Below are 17,356 nucleotides of genomic sequence, written 5' to 3' on the forward strand. Positions count from 1 at the left end.
CGTTCAAGACCTCCCGTCGCGGTCAGGGGGCCGCGTTCATCAGGTCCAGTGCGGTCTGCTGGCGGGCGGCGTCGGCCTGGTCGAACGGGCCCGCCCACAGCAGGCCGTACGCGTCCGCGCTGTTCCGGTCGTTCGCGTACGCCGAATTCGCCTGGCGCTGCAGGTAACTCGTGTACGGGTGGTCCGAGAGCGCCGAGTTGAGCGTCGCCAGGTCCCGGGCGTACACGCCCTTGAACGTCGGCCCGTCCGCGCCACCGCCGCCGGCCGACTCGCCCGGGTCGCGGAGGATGCCGCCGGGGTTCAGGGAGCCGTTCGTGGTCGACGCGTTCGCCATCGCGCGGGCCTTCGTCAGCAGGCTCGCGTCACCCGTCGCGCGGTTCAGCTCGGTCAGCGCCGCCAGCGGCACGCCCTGGTTGTAGGACCAGACCGCCTGGCCGTTGTTGGCGCACGTCGACGTGGTCAGCCCGTCGTTGACCAGGTTCGAGCCGTTGATCATGCCGCTGCCGGCGAACCAGCTCCAGCCCGCGCGCGCTCGCGCCAGGTACGCCGTGTCGCCCGGGATCCGGTTGTGCAGGGCCGCGTTCAGCTGGATGTACAGCGAGTTCGGGATCGCGTTCTTGTAGGTGCGGCTCGTGCTCCACCAGACCCCGCCGCCGCAGACGCCGTCCCAGTAGGCGAACATGTGGTCCGCGTCGGCGCGCGCGGTGTTGAGGTACTTGCTGTCGCCGGTCAGGTCGTACGCGTCCACCCAGGCCAGGCCCCACCAGCCGGTGTCGTCGAGGTAGTCGTTGCGGAACTGGCCGCCCTGGGCGCCGAGGTTCTTCGTGTACGTCGTGTCGATCGCGTAGCGGTAGCTGCCCATGCCGCTGATGCGGGCGTTGTCGATGATCGCGGTCAGCGCGTTGGCCGAGTTCCACCAGCCGGTCGTGTCGAAGAGGCCGGTGCCCTGGTTGTAGCGCTCCATCAGCGCCGTCGCGGCCGCGGTGCGCCGGTCCCAGGCGTTCCACGTCGGGCGCGCCCAGCCGGTGCAGGCGATGCTCCCCGAACCCGCGGGCTGCCCGCAGGCGCGCAGCAGGCCGACACCGCGGTTGTTCCAGTCGTCGGCGTTGTACATCAGCGTCCGCCAGCCGGTCGAACCCGACGGCGTCGCGGTGTCGCCGAGCTTGCTGCCCGACGCCCACGTGCGCCCGGCGTCGAACGAGCGGTCCAGCCAGACGTGGTCGCCGGCCGCACCGCCGGTGATCGCGGCCCAGCCCATGTCGTCGCCGTCGTCGAGGTGCAGGGAGAGCCGGCGGCCGCTGATGGACGCTGACGCGCCTTCGCGGTCGCCGGGGGAGAGTGCGGGATCCCTGGCGTCGCAGTACTTGTCGCAGATCGCCGCGAGGGGAGCGGCGGCCGGGGAGGGGGCCGGAGCGGGGGTAGCCGCCAGGACCACGGTCAGCAGGGGGATCAGGAAGCTCATCTGTCACCTTCCGCGCCGAAGGGCGATGCTTCCATTTTCGGGAGCTAATAATATTGGTCCAGTCCTTCGTTGGACAGGTTTCGGACAGAATTCCCGCGATGACCCCCGGCCCTGACGGATTTCGACGACGTCCGGCCGGGAAGCGCGGGCTTACCCTGGTGGCCGACGCGGAGGGAGCGGCATGGACGGCCAGCGGGTCTTCGCCGATCGCGAGGACGGCGGCCGCCGGCTGGCCGCGGAGCTGGCCCGCCGCACCTGGTCCGGCCCGCTCGTGCTCGGCCTCGCCCGCGGTGGCGTCCCGGTGGCCGCCGTGGTCGCGCGGCGGCTCGGCGCCGAGCTCGACGTCGCGGTGGCGCGCAAGATCGGGGCGCCCGGCCGGCGCGAGTTCGGCGTCGGCGCGGTGACCCCGGACGGCCCCGCGATCTACGACGAAGCGATCCTGCGCGGGCTCGAGCTCACCGCGGCCCGGATGGCGCGGGTGGAACGCCGGGAACGCGCGGAGGCGCGCCGCCGCCTCGGGCGCTACCGGGCCGGGCGGCCCGCCGCCGCCGTCGCCGGTCGCGACGTCATCCTCGTCGACGACGGGCTCGCGACCGGCGTCACCGCGACGGCGGCCCTGCGCGACGTGCGGGCCGGGAACCCGCGGACCGTCGTGTTCGCGGCGCCGGTCGGCGCCCCGGGCGCGGCCGCGGGGTTGCGGTCCGAAGCGGACGAGGTCGTCTGCGTCACCGAACCGCCGGACTTTCGCGCCGTCGGCCAGTGGTACGCGGATTTCCGCCAGACGAGTGACGAAGATGTCCTTGACCTGCTGCTCCACCTGGGGGAACGCCGGGGTTGACCGGATGGGCCGTGGGGTACCACCCGGCGGGGATACCGAGTGAGATGGGCAGGCGCGTGATGATCGAACGGGACGGACTCGGGGCCGCGGCGCGCGGACTGAGACAGTACCTGCTGGCCATCGCGGCCGAGCTGGACGCGCCCGCCTGGTTCTGCGAGGTGGACGCGCCTGCCACGGCGTACCTCGCGCTGGAGCAGCGGCTCGCGCGATTCCCGGAGCACGAAACGGCACTGCTGTGGGACGAGCGCGACGGCTGGGCCGCGGCGGTGGAGTCGGCGACCGGCGACGACGTCGTCGTGCTCGCCTACCTCGGCGAAGACGTGCTGCCGGCCCCGAAAGCGGTCGTGGCGTTCGTGCGCGGGCTCTACGGCGACAGCTACCCCGGGCAGCCGGATCCGCCGGACTTCCGGAGACCCGGGGCCCCGGACGGCTTCGACGAACGGCTCGCCACGTATGCGGGCGACGACGTCTGCCTGCCCGAGGGCCAAGCCTGAGTCAGCGCGGCGGGAGGACGCAGAACTCGTTGCCCTCCGGGTCCGCGAGCACGATCCACGGGTCGTCGGGGGGATCGTCGAGAACCTTCGCGCCCAGCATCACCAACCGCGCCACCTCGGCGCGCTGGTCGCCGGTCGCCGGGGCCAGGTCGAGGTGCAGCCGGTTCTTACCGGCCTTCTCCTCGGGTACCGGCTGGAACAGCAAGGCCGGTCCGTCGTCGAGGTCCAGCTGCCGGTAGGTCACCCCGTGGGAGTCGGTCCAGGTCCGCGTCTTCCCCGTCCCCAGCGCCTTTTCCCAGAACTCGGCCAGCCGGTCCGGCCGGCGGCAGTCGACCGCGACGGCCAGGATTCCCAGGGTGCTCACGCCCGCTCCACCGCCCGGTTGATCGCCTCGGCGACCAGGTCGGGCTCGGCCACCGTGACCGTCAGTCCCGGGTGGCGGATCAGGCCCCACGGGTCGATGCCCGGCACCGGCTCGTGGAACCGCACGCACACCCCGCCTTCGGTCGTCGTGCCGAAAGTCAGGCCGCGGTCGGCGAGCGACAATCGGACGCCGAGACCGCGAAGCGGGTGGTACGGGCCACTGGCTTCGGCGCCGGCGACGTTGCTCAGCGGGGTCGAGACGAACCACGGTCCGAGCCGGACGCGCAGGCCGTCCGCGTCGAGCTCCAGCCCGCTGCGGGGACCCAGTGCGCGGCGGAGCGGGGGAAACCCGACGGCGAACTCCGCGCGCAGGCGGTAGTGCACGACGACGGCGGGTTCCGTCGCCGCCGGATCCGTGGTCGTCATGCGCTCGTGCCCTTCGTCGGGTGGGGGGCGGTGGCGCGGGCCCCGGCGATCCCGAGCACCAGCCCGGCGACCGCGGTGAGACCGTGCAGCACGTTGTCCGCCCAGTTGATGGCGATCGGGTCCTCCGGGTTGCCGAAGGCCGCCGCCAGGACGCCGTAAGCGGTCATCCCGGCGAAGGCGGTGAAGACCACCCAGCAGTAGATGATCGAGCCGGTGCGCCGCGTCGCGGCGAGCAGCCCGAGCACGCCGACGACGGCGTGGACGAGGTTGAGCAACGCGGTCACGCCGAAGATCCCGAGTGCCGGCGTTCCCGGCGTCAGGAACCCGGCGATCCCCAGCGCGAGGTAGAGCAGCCCGAGCAACGCGACGGCCGGGCGAAGCAAGGCCGCGCCGCTGCGCGAGCGGGTCTCGGCGGACGTCATAGAGGAGTCTCCTTCGGCGTTCAAGGGCGGATACCCGGCGTCGTGACCGGCAAACGGGGAAGGGAAGAGGCCGGACGGCGGAGCTGGTGGGCCCGCCGACCGGCCCGTGGCCGGGACCCGCGCCGGTCCCTGCAGCCAGGACGCGGGCCCCTGGTCTTCAGAGGGACGTTCCTCGGCGGCTACCCCGTCCTCACGGGCCCAAACGCGGAAGCTGAAGTGTCCGAAGTGGACCTGAGACCCCGCGTGTCGGCCGGGGCGCGCGCGGGTAACAGGGAGCGACACCGAGGAGGTGGGGGATGACCGGACGGCGTGACCGCGCCCGCGCCCTCCGGCTGAAGGCGGGCGACGACGTCAAGCGCGGCCTGGCCGCCGCCTTCGCGCCGGGGGAGGCCGAACGGCGCGACCGGACGCCGCTGGGCTGGTTCGCCCGCGCGCTGCGGGTGCCGGGCCGCGAACGCCGGATCGTCGTCCAGGCGGCCAAGGCCACGCTGGCGGCGACCGGGGCGTGGCTGCTGGCGACGCTGGTGCTGAAGCTGCCGCAGCCGTTCCTCGCCCCGTACGCGGCGATCTTCCTCGTGGAGGCGACCGTGTACCGGTCGATGCGCGGGTGGGTCCAGCAGGTCGGCTCGGTGGCCACCGGCGTGCTCCTCGCCGCGGTGGCCGGTCAGCTGATCCCGTCGCAGGCTGTCGCGCTCGCCGTGGTCGTGTTCGTGGGCCTGCTCGCGGGCAACTGGCGGCGCTTCGGGGATTCGGGGGTCTGGGTCGGCGTCACCGGCATGCTGCTGGTTTCCTACGGCACGGCGCGGGACCCGGCGCTGATGGGCGACCGCCTCCTGGAGACGGCGATCGGCGCGGCCATCGGCGTCGCGGTGAACACCTTGATCTTCCCGCCGCTCTACGGCGAACGCCTGGCCACGGCGGCCGACCGGCTCGCGACGGCACTGGCGGACCTCCTCGAGTCGCTTTCCGACCTGGTCCGCCGCGACGAGCCGGGGAACCTCGACGACCTGCTGTCCCAGGCCCAGGACGCGCGAAGCCAGGTGCTGGCGGCCGAAGAGGCGGCCGGCCTGACGCGGGAAGGGCGGCTGCTCAACCTCCGCCGCGGCCGCCCGAAGGCCGGCGCGCGCCACGAGCGTCCACTTCGGACGCTGATCGCGTTGTGGCCTTCGGTGTCCCAGCTGATCACCGCGGTGCACGCCACCGCGGTCCGGCGCGAGCAGCACCCGTTCGAGTACCCGTGGCCGGACGCGCGGGAGTCGCTGGCGGACCTGGTGCACCTGCTGGCCGGTGCCGTCCAGGCGGTGGCCGTGGCCGGGGCGCCGGTCGACCTGGAGGAGTGCCGCGCCCTGCTGGAGAAGCTGGAGGAGCGGCTGGTGACGGCGGAGGAGGACGGGGTGCCGGCCCGCCTGGGCCTGGGCACGATGACGCTCCCCGCGCGGCTGCTGGTGGAAAAGCTGGAAGACCGCTGACCGGTCACGACGCCGGGTACCGCCGCTCCCCGAGCAGGGTCGCCAGGTGCACGGCGTTGCGGACCAGGGTCGCGTTCGCCGAGGCCACGGCCTTCGGCGTCTCGTCGAGGTCCTGGTAGTCGCCACCCTGCATGGCTTCGCCGTTCCAGTACGTGCCGCCCTGTGCGGGCACCGTGAAGCCGACGTCGTTCAGGGCCTGGAACAGGTCGGCGATGATCTTGTGGGCGCCGTCCTCGTTGCCGACGACCGCCGCGACCGCCACCTTGCCGAACATCGCCGGCCGGCCTTCGTCGTCCGTTTCGGACAACGCGGCGTCCAGCCGCTCGAGGACGCGCTGCGCGACGCTCGACATGTGGCCGACCCAGGTCGGGGTGGCGACGAGCAGGATGTCCGCGGCGGCGATCTTCCGGCGGATCTCCGGCCACCCGTCGCCGGATCCCATGTCGGCTTCCACGCCGGGGCGCACGTCGTGGTCGACGACCCGGACGACCTCGCCCGTGGCGCCGCGCTCGGCGAAGAGGTCGAGCAGCTGACGCGCGATGAGGTCGCTGCTCGACTTCGACGGCGACGGCTTGAGCGTGCAGGTCAGCGCGAGGACGCGCAGGGTCATGACTGCCTCCGTGGATCCGTGCCGGCGCCCGGCGGGAAGCCACGGGCTGGTCGCTGGTGCGGCTACCCGGCCCCGGTGATCGCAAACACCCCGGCAGCACGCGTGAGCGATTACCGCTGCGGTTCCCGGCGGACACCTGTTGAATGTGCCCCGGAAGGAGTACCGCCGCCCGTGGCGGTCGCGTCGACGAAGGGACGGCTCTTCATGCGGTTCACCCCTCGGGGTACCCGGTTCTTCGACCTGCTCACCGATGCGGCGAGAAACCTGGTGACCGCCACCGCGGTGCTGCACGATCTCGTCGCCGCCGAACCGGCCGACCGGGAACCCCTCGCGAAGCGCCTGCACGAGGTCGAGCACCACGGGGACGAGCTGATGCACACGATCATGGTGGAGCTGAACAGCTCGTTCGTCACGCCGTTCGACCGCGAGGACATCCAGGCGCTGGCCGGGAAGATCGACGACGCGCTCGACTTCATGGACACCGCGGCGGACCTGGCCGTGCTGTACCGCCTCGGGGCCTTCCCGCCGGGCACCGACTTGCTGGTCCGGGTGCTGTCCCGCTGCGCCGAGCTGACCGCGACGTCGATGCCCGGGCTGGCCAAGGTGGGGGACCTGGAGCCGTACTGGATCGAGATCAACGAGCTGGAGAACGAGGCCGACCGGATCTACCGGCGCATCCTGGCTCACCTGTTCGAGCCGGGCGGGGACGCCCTCGAGGTGCTGAAGACCAAGGAGGTCGTCGAGCAGTTCGAGCTGGCGGCCGACGCGTTCGAGCACGTCGCCGACGTGGTGCAGACCATCGCGGTCAAGGAGTCCTGAGTGACGGGCACCGCCGCCCTGGTCGTCGTGATCGTCCTGACGCTCTTCTTCGACTACACCAACGGGTTCCACGACGCGGCGAACGCGATCGCGAGCGCGGTGTCGACCCGGGCGCTGACCCTGCGCGCGGCGCTGCTGCTGGCGGCGGTGATGAACCTGGCGGGCGCGCTGCTGTCGACCGGCATCGCCGCGACGGTGGCCAAGGGCATCATCGACGTCCCGGCCGGCCCGGACGCGCTCACGGTCGTGTTCGCCGCGCTCGCCGGGGCGATCACCTGGAACCTGACCACCTGGTACTTCGGGCTCCCGTCGTCGTCTTCGCACTCGCTGATCGGCGGGATGGTCGGCGCGGCGCTGGCCGCCGCGAGCACCGTGCACTGGGCCGGGATCGGCGAGAAGGTGCTGATCCCGATGGTGGCGTCGCCGCTGCTCGGGCTGGGGCTCGGCTACTTCGCCATGGTCGCGGCGCTGTGGCTGCTGCGGCGCGCCAACCCGCACCGCAGCGGCCGGGTGTTCCGCCGGTTCCAGATTCTCTCGGCGTCGGCGCTCGCCCTCGGCCACGGTCTCCAGGACGCGCAGAAGGGCATGGGCGTGATCGTCCTGGCGCTGGTGGCGGCGGGCGAGCAGAAGACGTTCGACGTGCCGTTGTGGGCCACGCTGCTGTGCGCCGCGGCGTTGTCGCTGGGTACCTATTCGGGCGGGCTCCGGATCATGCGGACCCTGGGCCGGCGCGTGTTTCCCCTGGACCCGCCGCACGGTTTCGTCGCGGAGTCGGTGGCGTCGTCGGTGTTGTACGTGACGGCGTTCGCGGTGAAGGCCCCGATCTCGACGACCCACGTGATCACGGCGGCGATCATGGGGGTGGGTGCCACCCGGCGGCTGTCGGCGGTGCGGTGGGGGATCGCGCGGGACATCGTGCTGGGCTGGGTGCTGACGTTCCCCGCCGCGGCGGCGGTCGCGGCCGCGGTGTACCTGGTGGCCGACGCGCTCACCTGAGGCGCGTTTGCCTGCTCCCCGCGCGGGAAACCGGGGCTCGAGAGAGCCCGACGAGACCCGCACGCGGAATGGGAGAGCCATGAAGGCAGTCACCTGGCACGGCAAGCGCGACGTCCGCGTCGAGGAGGTGCCGGACCCGAAGATCGAGGAGTCCACCGACGCGGTCATCCGCGTCACCTCGACCGGGATCTGCGGCTCCGACCTGCACCTCTACGAAGTCCTGGGCGCGTTCATGACCGAAGGCGACATCCTCGGCCACGAGCCGATGGGCGTCGTCGAAGAAGTCGGGGACGCCGTCAGCGGCATCAAGCCCGGCGACCGCGTCGTGATCCCCTTCAACATCTCCTGCGGCCACTGCTGGATGTGCGAACGCGGTCTGCAGTCGCAGTGCGAGACCACCCAGGTCAAGGAGCAGGGCAAGGGGGCCGCGCTGCTCGGCTACACCAAGCTCTACGGCCAGGTCCCCGGCGGCCAGGCCGAGTACCTGCGTGTCCCGCAGGCGCAGTACGGCCCGATCAAGGTCCCGGAGGGCCCGCCGGACGAGCGGTTCGTCTACCTCTCCGACGTCGTGCCCACGGCGTGGCAGGCCGTCGAGTACGCGAACGTCCCGAAGGACGGCACGGTCGTCGTCTTCGGGCTCGGGCCGATCGGGCAGATGAGCTGCCGGATCGCCCGGCACCGCGGCGCCGGCCAGGTGATCGGCGTCGACCTCGTGCCCGAGCGGCTCGCCCGGGCCCGCGAGCACGGCGCCCTCGCCATCGACACCCGCGACCACAAGGACATCGGCGAAGCCATCCGCCAGCTCACGAACGGCCGCGGCGCCGACTCCGTCATCGACGCCGTCGGCATGGAAGCCCACGGCGCGCCGGTCGGCAGGTTCGCGCACAACCTCGTCAACCTGCTCCCGCAGGCCGTCGGCGCGAAGATCACCGAGAAGGCCGGCATCGACCGCATGAGCGTGCTGTACGCGGCCATCGACAGCGTCCGCCGCGGCGGCACGATCTCGCTGTCCGGCGTCTACGGCGGCATGGTCGACCCGATGCCGATGATGGAGCTGTTCGACAAGCAGGTCCAGCTGCGGATGGGCCAGGCCAACGTCCGCCACTGGCTCGACGACATCATGCCGGTGCTGACCGCCGACGGCGACCCGCTGGGCGTCGAGGGCTTCGCCACCCACAAGCTGCCGCTGTCCGAGGCGCCGAGGGCGTACGAGATCTTCCAGAAGAAGCTCGACGGCGCCCAGAAGATCCTGCTGCAGCCCGAGAAGTAACCCTCGGGAGGAGTACGCCAGCCCCGGGACCGGCCGGCACTGTCCACTTCGTACTGGCCGCAGGCCTGACCTTTGCCGCAACCGGCACCGGCGGATCCCGCGCCACCTCGTCTGGTTTCACCTGGGCGTGACGGGGTACGCACCGGGGGTGCGGATTGTGATCACCGGAGCCACCGGCAACGTCGGGACAGCGCTGCTCGACGCCCTCGAACCCGGCCACCACGACGTCGTCGGTCTCGCCCGGCGGCTGCCCGACACGACGGCCGAGCCCTATCGCGCCGCGGGGTGGCGCGCCGTCAACGTCGGCGAGCCCGGGGCGGATCGCGAGCTGACCGAGCTGTTCGAGGGCGCCGACGCCGTCGTCCACCTCGCGTGGGCGATCTCGCCGGTGCGCGGTGACCCGCCGATGTGGCGCACGAACGACCACGGGACCCGGCACGTCCTGTCCGCGGTCGCGGCCGCCGGCGTGCCGCACCTGGTCGTCGCGTCTTCGGTGGCCGCCTACGGACCCGCGCCGCGCCGGGAGAAGGTGCCCGAAGCGCATCCCTGCACCGGAATCGCGCACAGCGCCTACAGCCGGGGCAAGGCCGCGCTGGAAACCCTGCTCGACCGGTTCGAGGAGCGGCACCCGGAGGTCGGTGTCGCGCGGCTGCGGCCGTGCGCCGTCCTGCACCGGCGGGCGGCGGGCGAGTTCGCGCGCTGGCTGCTCGACCCCGTGGTGCCCGCCCGGCTCGTCGGCGGCCGCGGGCTGCCGGTTCCGCTGTGGACGGACCTGCGCGCGCAGGCCGTGCACACCTCCGACGTCGCCGACGCGATCCGGCGCATCCTCGACACCCGCTTCACCGGCGCGGTCAACCTCGCCGCGCCCGAGGTGCTGGACGCCGACACGCTGGCCGCGATCGTCGGCGGCGTCCGCATGCCGGTACCGAAGCCGTTGGTGCAGGTCGCGGCCCGGGCCGCGTGGTGGACCGGCGCGCTGCCGCTGCACCCGGGCTGGCTCGAGCTCGCCGACCGGGCCGCGCTCGCCGACACGACGCTGGCGGAGACCGCGCTGGGCTGGCAACCTCGGTACGACGCCGCGTCCGCGGTCGGCGAGCTGGTCGCCGGGCTCCGCTCGGGTGCGGGGGCGGCGAGTGCGCCCCTGGCTCCGCCGCGCCGCGACGGGGCCTTGGCCCGGCTCCGCTCCCTCGTCCGGGTCGGGCCGAGCCACCAGTCGCAGTCCTGAGTTCCGGGAGGCCGCCAGTGAGTACCGAAGCCGTCGACGCCGTCGTGATCGGCGCGGGGCACAACGGCCTGGTCGCGGCGAACGTCCTCGCGGACGCGGGCTGGTCGGTGCTCGTGCTGGAGGCCGCGGACCACCCGGGCGGTGCGGTGCGGACCGCCGAGGTCACCGAGCCCGGCTTCCGCAACGACCTGTTCAGCGCCTTCTACCCGCTGACCGCGGTGTCGCCGGCGATCAAGAGCCTGCGGCTGGAGGAGCACGGCCTGCGGTGGCGGCACGCGCCCGACGTCCTGGCGCACGTCCTGCCCGACGACCGGAGCGTGGTGCTGTCCCGGGACGTCGACCGCACGGCGGCGTCGGTCGACGAGTTCGCGCCCGGCGACGGCGACGCGTGGAAGCGGCTGTTCGAGGAGTGGGGGGACATCCGCGAGCCCCTGCTGAACGCGTTGTTCACGCCGTTCCCGCCGGTCCGCCCGGCGCTGAAGCTGCTGCGCCGCACCGGTACGGCGGACGCGCTGCGCCTCGCGCGCATGCTGACGCTGCCCGCCCGCCGGTTCGGCGACGAGCTGTTCGACGGCGAAGGCGGCCGGCTGCTGGTGGCGGGGAACTCCGCGCACAGCGACCTGTCCGTCGACAACGCGGGCAGCGCGGTCTTCGGTTGGCTGCTCGCGATGATCGGGCAGGACGAAGGGTTCCCGGTCCCCGAAGGCGGCGCCGGCGAGCTGATCTCGGCGTTGGTGCGGCGGCTGGAGTCCCGCGGCGGTCAGGTCCACTGTGGACGCCCGGTGCGGGAGGTCCTCGTCGGCGACGGCCGCGCGCTCGGCGTGCGCGACGCCGACGGCGACCCGGTCCGGGCGCGCAAGGCCGTGCTCGCCGACGTGCCCGCGCCGCTGCTGTACCGCGAGCTGGTGGGGGAGGAATGGCTGCCGCCGCGGCTGGTCGAGGACCTCGGCAAGTTCGAATGGGACAGCGCGACGGTGAAGGTGGACTGGGCGTTGTCCGCCCCGATCCCGTGGACGGCACCGGGCGCCCGGGGCGCGGGCACCGTCCACCTCGGCACGGACCTCGACGGGCTCTCGGCGTTCGGGGGCGAGCTGGCCCGCGGTCGGACGCCGCGCCGCCCGTTCCTGCTGCTCGGTCAGATGACCACGACCGACCCGACGCGTTCGCCGGCGGGCACGGAGGCGGCGTGGGCGTACACGCACGTGCCGCGCGGCACGATGGAGAACCGCGCGGCCTTGGAGCGGCGGGCCAAGCGCATCGAGGAGACGGTCGAGGCGAACGCGCCGGGGTTCACCGCCCTGATCAAGGCCCGGTACGTGCAGGGGCCCGCCGAGCTCGCGGACCGCAACCCGGGGCTGGTGGGCGGCGCGATCAACGCGGGGACGACGGCGATCCACCAGCAGCTGTTCTTCCGCCCGGTACCGGGGACGGGCCGCGCGGACACGCCGGTGGACCGGCTGTTCCTGGCGGGAGCGTCGGCGCACCCGGGCGGCGCGGTGCACGGCGGCCCGGGAGCGAACGCGGCCCGGGCGGCCCTGGCGCGAGGCGGCCGGCTGGGCGGGGGATACGCGGCCGTGATCCGGGCGGCGCACCGCGCGATCTACGGCTGACCCCGCGGTCCGGCTTCGAGCGTCACGGGCGCGGGTGGCCGCTCTCCGCGCGGGCGTGCTTGCCCGTCGCCAGGTCGGCCAGCCGGGCCAGTGACTCGGTGTTGCGCGGCTTGATCAGCAGCGACTGCAGGGCCGCCGGCAGCACCTTCCCCGGCCCGCGGACGATGTGCTCGGTCATCCGGACCAGGGTCCCTTCGCCGTGCGGCACGAGCGTGAGCCCGACCGCCGCCGCGCCGAGCGGCCAGCCCCGCGCCTCCAGCGACAGCGACAGGCCCGGCTCGACCGCCGTCACGACCGTCTCGTCCTGGATGTGCACCGGCCACGGGCCCACGCTGTGGTGGATCCGCGAACCCACCCGCGGCCAGTCCAGGTCGACATCTCGGATGTGCGAGCTCCCGACCACCCAGCCGGCGTAGAGCCAGCCGTCGGCGAGAACCTCGAACACGGCCTCGGGTGGCACGTCGATCACGCGGCTGACCTCGGTCACGGCTTCCTCCTGCTCGTCGGCGGCGAGCCAGGAGTACCCCGTCGCGGACGGGGTATGCCTGCGCCGACGAAGCAGGAGGCGGCAATGGTGGCCAGAACACGGAAAGAGCCCGACGGACCGGGCGAACTGTCCAAGCGGACGTGGGGCGCGGTGCTCAAGCGCACCTTCAAGCAGTTCAACCGGGACAACCTGACCGACTGGGCGGCGGCGCTCACCTACTACGCCGTGCTGTCGCTGTTCCCGGGCATCATCGTGCTCACGGCGATCCTCGGGCTGCTGGGCCCGACCGCGATCCAGACGGTGATCGACTCCATCAACCAGGTCGTTCCGGGCCAGGGCAAGGACATCCTCGTCGGCGCGATCAAGGAGCTGGCCGGCTCGCGCGGCCTGGCCGGGCCGCTGGCGATCATCGGCCTGCTCGGTGCGCTGTGGACGGCGTCGGGGTACGTCGGCGCGTTCATGCGCGCGTCGAACTCGATCTACGGCATGCCCGAAGGACGCCCGATCTGGAAGACGATCCCGCTGCGGGTCGGCCTGACGATCGGCATCGTCGTGCTGCTGGCGGCGTGCGCGCTGGGCGTGGTGGCGACCGGCTCGGTCGCCCGCCGGATCGGTGACCTGATCGGACTCGGCTCGACGGGCGTCCTGGTTTGGGAGATCGCGAAGTGGCCGGTGATCGCGCTGCTCGTGAGCCTGGCCTTCGCGTTGCTGTACTGGGTCGGGCCGAACGTGCGGCAGCCGGGGTTCAAGTGGCTGACCCCGGGCGGGCTGGTGGCCGTGGTGCTGTGGGTGCTGGCGTCGGCGGGATTCGCGTTGTACGTCGCGAACTTCGGCTCGTACAACAAGACCTACGGTTCGCTGGCCGGGGTGATCGTGTTCCTTGTATGGTTGTGGATCTCGAACCTCGCCGTGCTGCTGGGGGCGGAGCTGGACGCCGAGGTGGCCCGCGGGCGCACGATCGAGGCGGGGCGTGCGGAAGACCAGGAAGAGCCGTTCCTGCCCCCGCGCGACACGAAGGCGATGGACGACGACGAAGCCGCGGACGTGGCGCGGGAAGCCGAACGGAGCTGAGCGGATGGCCTGCCGGATCACCGAGCTCGTGCTGGACTGCCGGGACCCCGACCGGCTCGCGGAGTTCTGGTGCGCGGTGCTCGGCTACGAGGTCGTCGGCCACGAGCCGGACGGCCTCGAGCTGGGCCCGCCCGGTGGCCGCTTCGGAGCCGGACCGCCGACGCTGGTGCTGGCCCGGACGGCGAACCCTCGCGGCGGGAAGCTGCCGTTGCACCTGGACGTGAGCCCGGCGGGCTGCGACCACGAGACGGAGCTGGCCCGGCTGCTGGCGCTGGGCGCGCGACGGGCGGACGTCGGTCAGGACGGAAGTGAGTCCTGGGAGGTGCTGCAGGACCCGGAGGGGAACGAGTTCTGCTTGCTGCGCACGGATGTGGGGGCCTGACTGAAAGCTGTGACCCGTTCATGACGTGTCCGGCCGCGGCGACCTCGGCCACGGTAGTCCGGTACCGGCAGCAGTCTCAGTCGGTCTCGGCCGCGCAGCGGCGCCACGACACCTGATCGCCGGCCCGGTCCGCGTGCCACACCTGAGTGCCCTCGGACTCCCACGTCGGCAGTAGCCGGCCCGTGACGACCCGTCCGCGGGCGACCCGGCCGAACAACTCCACGCCGTCGGCGCGCCGGGCGGCCGGGATCCACGCCGGGAACCTCGTGCCCGGCAGCTTCCGCTCGATCCACTCCCGGGCCGAGCCCTCGCTCCCGTGATCGGACTCCACGATGCTCGAGACCGGGCCGTCGCCGCCGACCGCCAAGGCGATCGACGCGCGCCAGCGCACGGAAGAGGTGTCGGGATTCATCGGTCCCACGCTCCCGGAAGAACGGGTTGGCGGACCAGTACACGGACGGGTGGATCGTCGCTCACTCACCGTGTCTCCTGTCCCTCGTCGGTGCGGAACCATCGGACGGTTTCCCCGCCCGGGTGATGTTCAATCACGCGCGGCAGAGCAACCGCGCGCACGCCTTCTCCAGCACGGCCCGCGCGTCGTCGCCCTCGAGGCGTGCGGCCCGCTTCAGCGCCGGCGCGATCGTGCGCTCGTCGCGGTACGCCTCGACCAGCCGCGGGTCCACATAGGACGATCGACATACCGCCGGGGTGTTGCCGAGCGCCCGTGAGACCTCTTTCATCACGCCCGCCTCCGCGCGTTTGCGGGCGGCCTCCGACGCGGGTGGGTCCGCCGTGGCGAACGCGGTCGCCGCGAGCACCGTCGCGTTCCAGGTGCGCAGGTCCTTCGCGGTGCAGTCGTCGCCGGCCAGCTCCTTGAACCGCTCGTTGACGTCGGCCGCGTGCACCTCGTGCCACGTCCGGCCCGCGCGGTACACGAGCAGCCGGTCACTGCCCGCCCGGCTGCGCAACAGCGACTTCACCACCGAGGCCAGCGCGGCGTCCCGGATCGCCACTTCGCGGTCGAGACCGCCTTTGGCGACGTAGCAGAACCGGCACTCGTCGCCGCGGACCGCCGCGTGGGAACGCAGGAGCGTCGCGACGCCGTGGGTGCCGTTCTCCTCCGCGTACTCCTCGCCGCCGGTGCGGAAGACCCCTCGGTCGAGCATCCGCAGCGCCGCCGCGAGGACCCGCTCCCGGGTGAGGCCGCGCCCGGCCAGGTCGGCCTCGACCGCCGCCCGCCAGTCCGGGAGCCGGCGGGCCATCGCCAGCACGCGGTCGTGCTTCTCCTCGTCGCGGTCCCGGCGCCACTGCTCGTGGTAGAGGTACTGGCGCCGGCCCGCGTCGTCGGTCCCGACGGCCTGGACGTGCCCGTTCGGGTAGGGGCAGATCCACACGTCCCGCCACGCGGGCGGGATGACCAGGTCCTTGATCCGGGTGAGCAGCTCCGCGTCGGTGACCGGCTCGCCATCGGAGGTGGCGTAGGAGAACCCGCGCCCGCGGCGGACCCGCCGGATACCCGGGCCGCGCAGGTCACTGCGCCGGAGTCTGGTGCGTCCCATCGGCGCGAATACCCGCCCGGTGTACCGGGAAAACCCGCGGCCTGGGGAGATCACCCGGGCCAGGTGGCACGTCCATCGTGAGGAAGCGCAGGCGGCTCACGCGGGCCCGGGGCGCAGCGGCCGGACCGCCGGGCCCTGCACGACTTCGCCGTCGACGCCGAACCGTGAGCCGTGGCAGGGGCAGTCCCACGTCTTTTCCGCGTCGTTGAACGAAACCAGGCAGCCGAGGTGGGTGCAGTGCGCGCCCACGGTGTGCAGCCGGCCGGTTTCGTCGCGGTGGGCGGCGACGAGCTCGCCGCCGACGCGCACGACCGCCGCGTCGCCGGGCCGGAGATCGTCGAGCTTCTCCGTCCGCCACAGCGCGGCGACGTGGTCGCCGATCAGGTACCGCGCGACGGTGAGGTTGTCCTCGGCCACGCCGAGCACCGAGCGGGCGTCGAACCGGCTGGGGTCGAACAGGTCCGCGGCCGGGTGCGGCTCGCCGAGGATCCCCGCCGCGAGGATGTGCCCGGCCGCGGTGCCGCCGGTCATGCCCCACTGGCCGAACCCGGTGGCCACCCGGAGGTGCTTCGTCCCCGGCAGGTACCGGCCGATGTAGGGCATGCCGTCCGGAGTGGACATGTCGTGGGCCGACCAGCGGTGGGTCACGCGGTGCAGGCCCGCGTGCGCGTCCGCCCAGTCCGCGAGCCGGCCGTACCGGCGCCCGACGTTCACGTGCGCCCCGACGCGGTAGTGCTCGCCGCCGGCGATCACCATCGGCGTGCCCCGCTCGGTGTACCCGCGCACGGAGTGGTGCGTGTCGGTGTCGAGGAACATGCCCGCCGGCGGGGCGTTCCCGGCCGCCGGGCCCGCCACGACGAGGTCGCGGACCGGCTCGAGCCGGGCGAAGTACAGGCCGCGGTCGAGCACCGGGTAGTGGGTCGCGACGACGACTTCGCCCGCCACGACGTCGCCGCGCGAGGTGCGGACGATATGCCCGTTCAGCGCGGTCGCGCGGGCGTGTTCGACGACCGTGCCGCCGGCGCGCTCGATCCCGGCGGCGAGCCCGAGCAGCCACCGGCGCGGGTGGAAGTGGGCCTGCCCGGTGGTCCGGACCGCGCCGAGCGCGGGCACGTCGAGCGGGACGTCTTCGACGAAGGACGCGGGCAGCCCGGCGGCCGCGGCGGCGTCCGCCTCCCGCTTGAGCGAGTCGACGGTGTCTTCGCGCGTCGTGTAGACGTAGCTGTCTTCGCGGGTGAAGCCGCAGTCGATCCCGTCGTCGGCCGCCGTCGCCGCGATCCACTCGAGGGCGGCCGCCTGCGACGCGGCGTAGATCCCGGCAGCGTCCGCGCCGTGCCGGGACGCCAGCTCGGCGTACTTCGCTCCGTGCTGGGCGCTGACCTTCGCCGTGGTGTGGCCGGACACCCCGGCGGCGACCCGCTCCGCCTCCAGCACGACGACCGACCGCCCGGCGCGGGCGAGCAGCACGGCGGTGGTGAGCCCGGCGATGCCCCCGCCGAGCACCACGACGTCGGCCTCCGCGGGCAGCGGCACCCCGGTGCGGTCCGGCGCGGGCGCGGTCTCGACCCAGAGGGAAAGCGGTTCGGGCAGTGCGGTCATGCGCGCGGGATGCCCGCTGCGGGTGGGCCGAAACTCGGCCGGACGGGCCGATTCGGCCGATCGGAGCCGGGTAGGCGGAACAGCACAGCTGTTCGTGGCGGCTAACACCGAGCACGAGAGGACGCAGAAATACCAGGCGTGCGTGGACGCGCCGGAGTTCGCCGGGGCGTGACCATGCGTTTCGTCCTGCCTCCGCTGGGCTACCCGCGCGGGATCTCTGGGTCTACCGTGTCCGCAGGAGGTGGTGGCCTTGC

Annotated in this window: 19 protein-coding genes; 10 read left to right on the forward strand and 9 right to left on the reverse strand. The window is 73.1% G+C overall.

Annotated elements, in window-relative coordinates; all coding sequences use genetic code 11:
• Positions 1–22: 22 nt before the first annotated feature.
• Positions 23–1,462: a glycoside hydrolase family 76 protein gene (locus ABZ342_RS43030; protein WP_360486117.1), complete on the reverse strand. Its 1,440-nt coding sequence runs from the start codon at positions 1,460–1,462 to the stop codon at positions 23–25.
• Positions 1,463–1,643: 181 nt separating this feature from the next.
• Here ABZ342_RS43030 and ABZ342_RS43035 point away from each other — a divergent pair, with 181 nt between their 5' ends.
• Both ABZ342_RS43035 and ABZ342_RS43040 read left to right on the forward strand, forming a co-directional pair.
• Complete coding sequence (locus ABZ342_RS43035) at positions 1,644–2,300, forward strand: phosphoribosyltransferase family protein (protein WP_360486120.1); 657 nt, start codon at positions 1,644–1,646, stop codon at positions 2,298–2,300.
• 59 nt (positions 2,301–2,359) lie between these two features.
• Positions 2,360–2,794 (forward strand): DUF6292 family protein, encoded by a 435-nt coding sequence (locus ABZ342_RS43040; protein WP_155543617.1) that lies wholly within the window; start codon positions 2,360–2,362, stop codon positions 2,792–2,794.
• Between the two features lies 1 nt (position 2,795).
• Here ABZ342_RS43040 and ABZ342_RS43045 read toward each other — a convergent pair whose 3' ends face one another.
• The 3 genes from ABZ342_RS43045 to ABZ342_RS43055 are packed head-to-tail and all read right to left on the reverse strand — an operon-like array spanning position 2,796 to position 4,005.
• Complete coding sequence (locus ABZ342_RS43045; RefSeq protein ID WP_360486123.1) at positions 2,796–3,158, reverse strand: VOC family protein; 363 nt, start codon at positions 3,156–3,158, stop codon at positions 2,796–2,798.
• The gene (locus ABZ342_RS43050; RefSeq protein WP_360486126.1) at positions 3,155–3,583 is read right to left on the reverse strand and encodes a hypothetical protein; all 429 of its coding nucleotides are present in this window, start codon (positions 3,581–3,583) and stop codon (positions 3,155–3,157) included. Before ABZ342_RS43050 ends, ABZ342_RS43045 begins: the two co-directional genes overlap by 4 nt.
• A complete protein-coding gene (locus ABZ342_RS43055; RefSeq protein ID WP_360486129.1) occupies positions 3,580–4,005 on the reverse strand; it encodes a DUF4383 domain-containing protein in 426 nt (141 codons plus the stop codon). Before ABZ342_RS43055 ends, ABZ342_RS43050 begins: the two co-directional genes overlap by 4 nt.
• A gap of 296 nt (positions 4,006–4,301) precedes the next feature.
• On the opposite strand from ABZ342_RS43055, the gene ABZ342_RS43060 reads away from it, so the two are divergent.
• The gene (locus ABZ342_RS43060; protein WP_360486132.1) at positions 4,302–5,474 is read left to right on the forward strand and encodes an FUSC family protein; all 1,173 of its coding nucleotides are present in this window, start codon (positions 4,302–4,304) and stop codon (positions 5,472–5,474) included.
• Between the two features lie 4 nt (positions 5,475–5,478).
• On the opposite strand, the gene ABZ342_RS43065 is transcribed toward ABZ342_RS43060, so the two are convergent.
• The gene (locus ABZ342_RS43065; RefSeq protein WP_360486135.1) at positions 5,479–6,084 is read right to left on the reverse strand and encodes an NAD(P)H-dependent oxidoreductase; all 606 of its coding nucleotides are present in this window, start codon (positions 6,082–6,084) and stop codon (positions 5,479–5,481) included.
• A 171-nt stretch (positions 6,085–6,255) separates the two neighbouring features.
• On the opposite strand from ABZ342_RS43065, the gene ABZ342_RS43070 reads away from it, so the two are divergent.
• From ABZ342_RS43070 to ABZ342_RS43090, 5 genes are all read left to right on the forward strand, one after another.
• Positions 6,256–6,903, forward strand: coding sequence for a DUF47 family protein (locus ABZ342_RS43070; RefSeq protein WP_360486138.1), 648 nt, complete (start codon positions 6,256–6,258; stop codon positions 6,901–6,903).
• Entirely contained in the window at positions 6,904–7,899 is a 996-nt protein-coding gene (locus tag ABZ342_RS43075; protein ID WP_155543624.1) for an inorganic phosphate transporter, read from the forward strand.
• Positions 7,900–7,978: 79 nt separating this feature from the next.
• Positions 7,979–9,169: a zinc-dependent alcohol dehydrogenase gene (locus tag ABZ342_RS43080; RefSeq protein WP_360486142.1), complete on the forward strand. Its 1,191-nt coding sequence runs from the start codon at positions 7,979–7,981 to the stop codon at positions 9,167–9,169.
• A 157-nt stretch (positions 9,170–9,326) separates the two neighbouring features.
• The gene (locus ABZ342_RS43085; protein WP_360486145.1) at positions 9,327–10,394 is read left to right on the forward strand and encodes an NAD-dependent epimerase/dehydratase family protein; all 1,068 of its coding nucleotides are present in this window, start codon (positions 9,327–9,329) and stop codon (positions 10,392–10,394) included.
• Between the two features lie 17 nt (positions 10,395–10,411).
• A complete protein-coding gene (locus ABZ342_RS43090) occupies positions 10,412–12,004 on the forward strand; it encodes an NAD(P)/FAD-dependent oxidoreductase (protein WP_360486148.1) in 1,593 nt (530 codons plus the stop codon).
• 22 nt (positions 12,005–12,026) lie between these two features.
• Here the strand turns inward: ABZ342_RS43090 and ABZ342_RS43095 are convergent, their stop codons facing one another.
• The gene (locus ABZ342_RS43095; protein ID WP_360486151.1) at positions 12,027–12,491 is read right to left on the reverse strand and encodes an SRPBCC family protein; all 465 of its coding nucleotides are present in this window, start codon (positions 12,489–12,491) and stop codon (positions 12,027–12,029) included.
• Between the two features lie 54 nt (positions 12,492–12,545).
• Here ABZ342_RS43095 and ABZ342_RS43100 point away from each other — a divergent pair, with 54 nt between their 5' ends.
• Positions 12,546–13,562 (forward strand): YihY/virulence factor BrkB family protein, encoded by a 1,017-nt coding sequence (locus ABZ342_RS43100; protein WP_360486154.1) that lies wholly within the window; start codon positions 12,546–12,548, stop codon positions 13,560–13,562.
• Between the two features lie 4 nt (positions 13,563–13,566).
• The gene (locus ABZ342_RS43105; protein ID WP_360486157.1) at positions 13,567–13,944 is read left to right on the forward strand and encodes a VOC family protein; all 378 of its coding nucleotides are present in this window, start codon (positions 13,567–13,569) and stop codon (positions 13,942–13,944) included.
• A 76-nt stretch (positions 13,945–14,020) separates the two neighbouring features.
• Here the strand turns inward: ABZ342_RS43105 and ABZ342_RS43110 are convergent, their stop codons facing one another.
• From ABZ342_RS43110 to ABZ342_RS43120, 3 genes are all read right to left on the reverse strand, one after another.
• Positions 14,021–14,356: a hypothetical protein gene (locus ABZ342_RS43110; protein WP_360486160.1), complete on the reverse strand. Its 336-nt coding sequence runs from the start codon at positions 14,354–14,356 to the stop codon at positions 14,021–14,023.
• Between the two features lie 133 nt (positions 14,357–14,489).
• Positions 14,490–15,503: a DNA topoisomerase IB gene (locus ABZ342_RS43115; protein WP_360486163.1), complete on the reverse strand. Its 1,014-nt coding sequence runs from the start codon at positions 15,501–15,503 to the stop codon at positions 14,490–14,492.
• Between the two features lie 96 nt (positions 15,504–15,599).
• Complete coding sequence (locus ABZ342_RS43120) at positions 15,600–17,102, reverse strand: FAD-dependent oxidoreductase (RefSeq protein ID WP_360486166.1); 1,503 nt, start codon at positions 17,100–17,102, stop codon at positions 15,600–15,602.
• Positions 17,103–17,356: the final 254 nt, after the last annotated feature.

Origin of the sequence: Amycolatopsis sp. NPDC005961, assembly GCF_040629235.1 — a bacterium.
GTDB lineage: Bacteria > Actinomycetota > Actinomycetes > Mycobacteriales > Pseudonocardiaceae > Amycolatopsis > Amycolatopsis camponoti.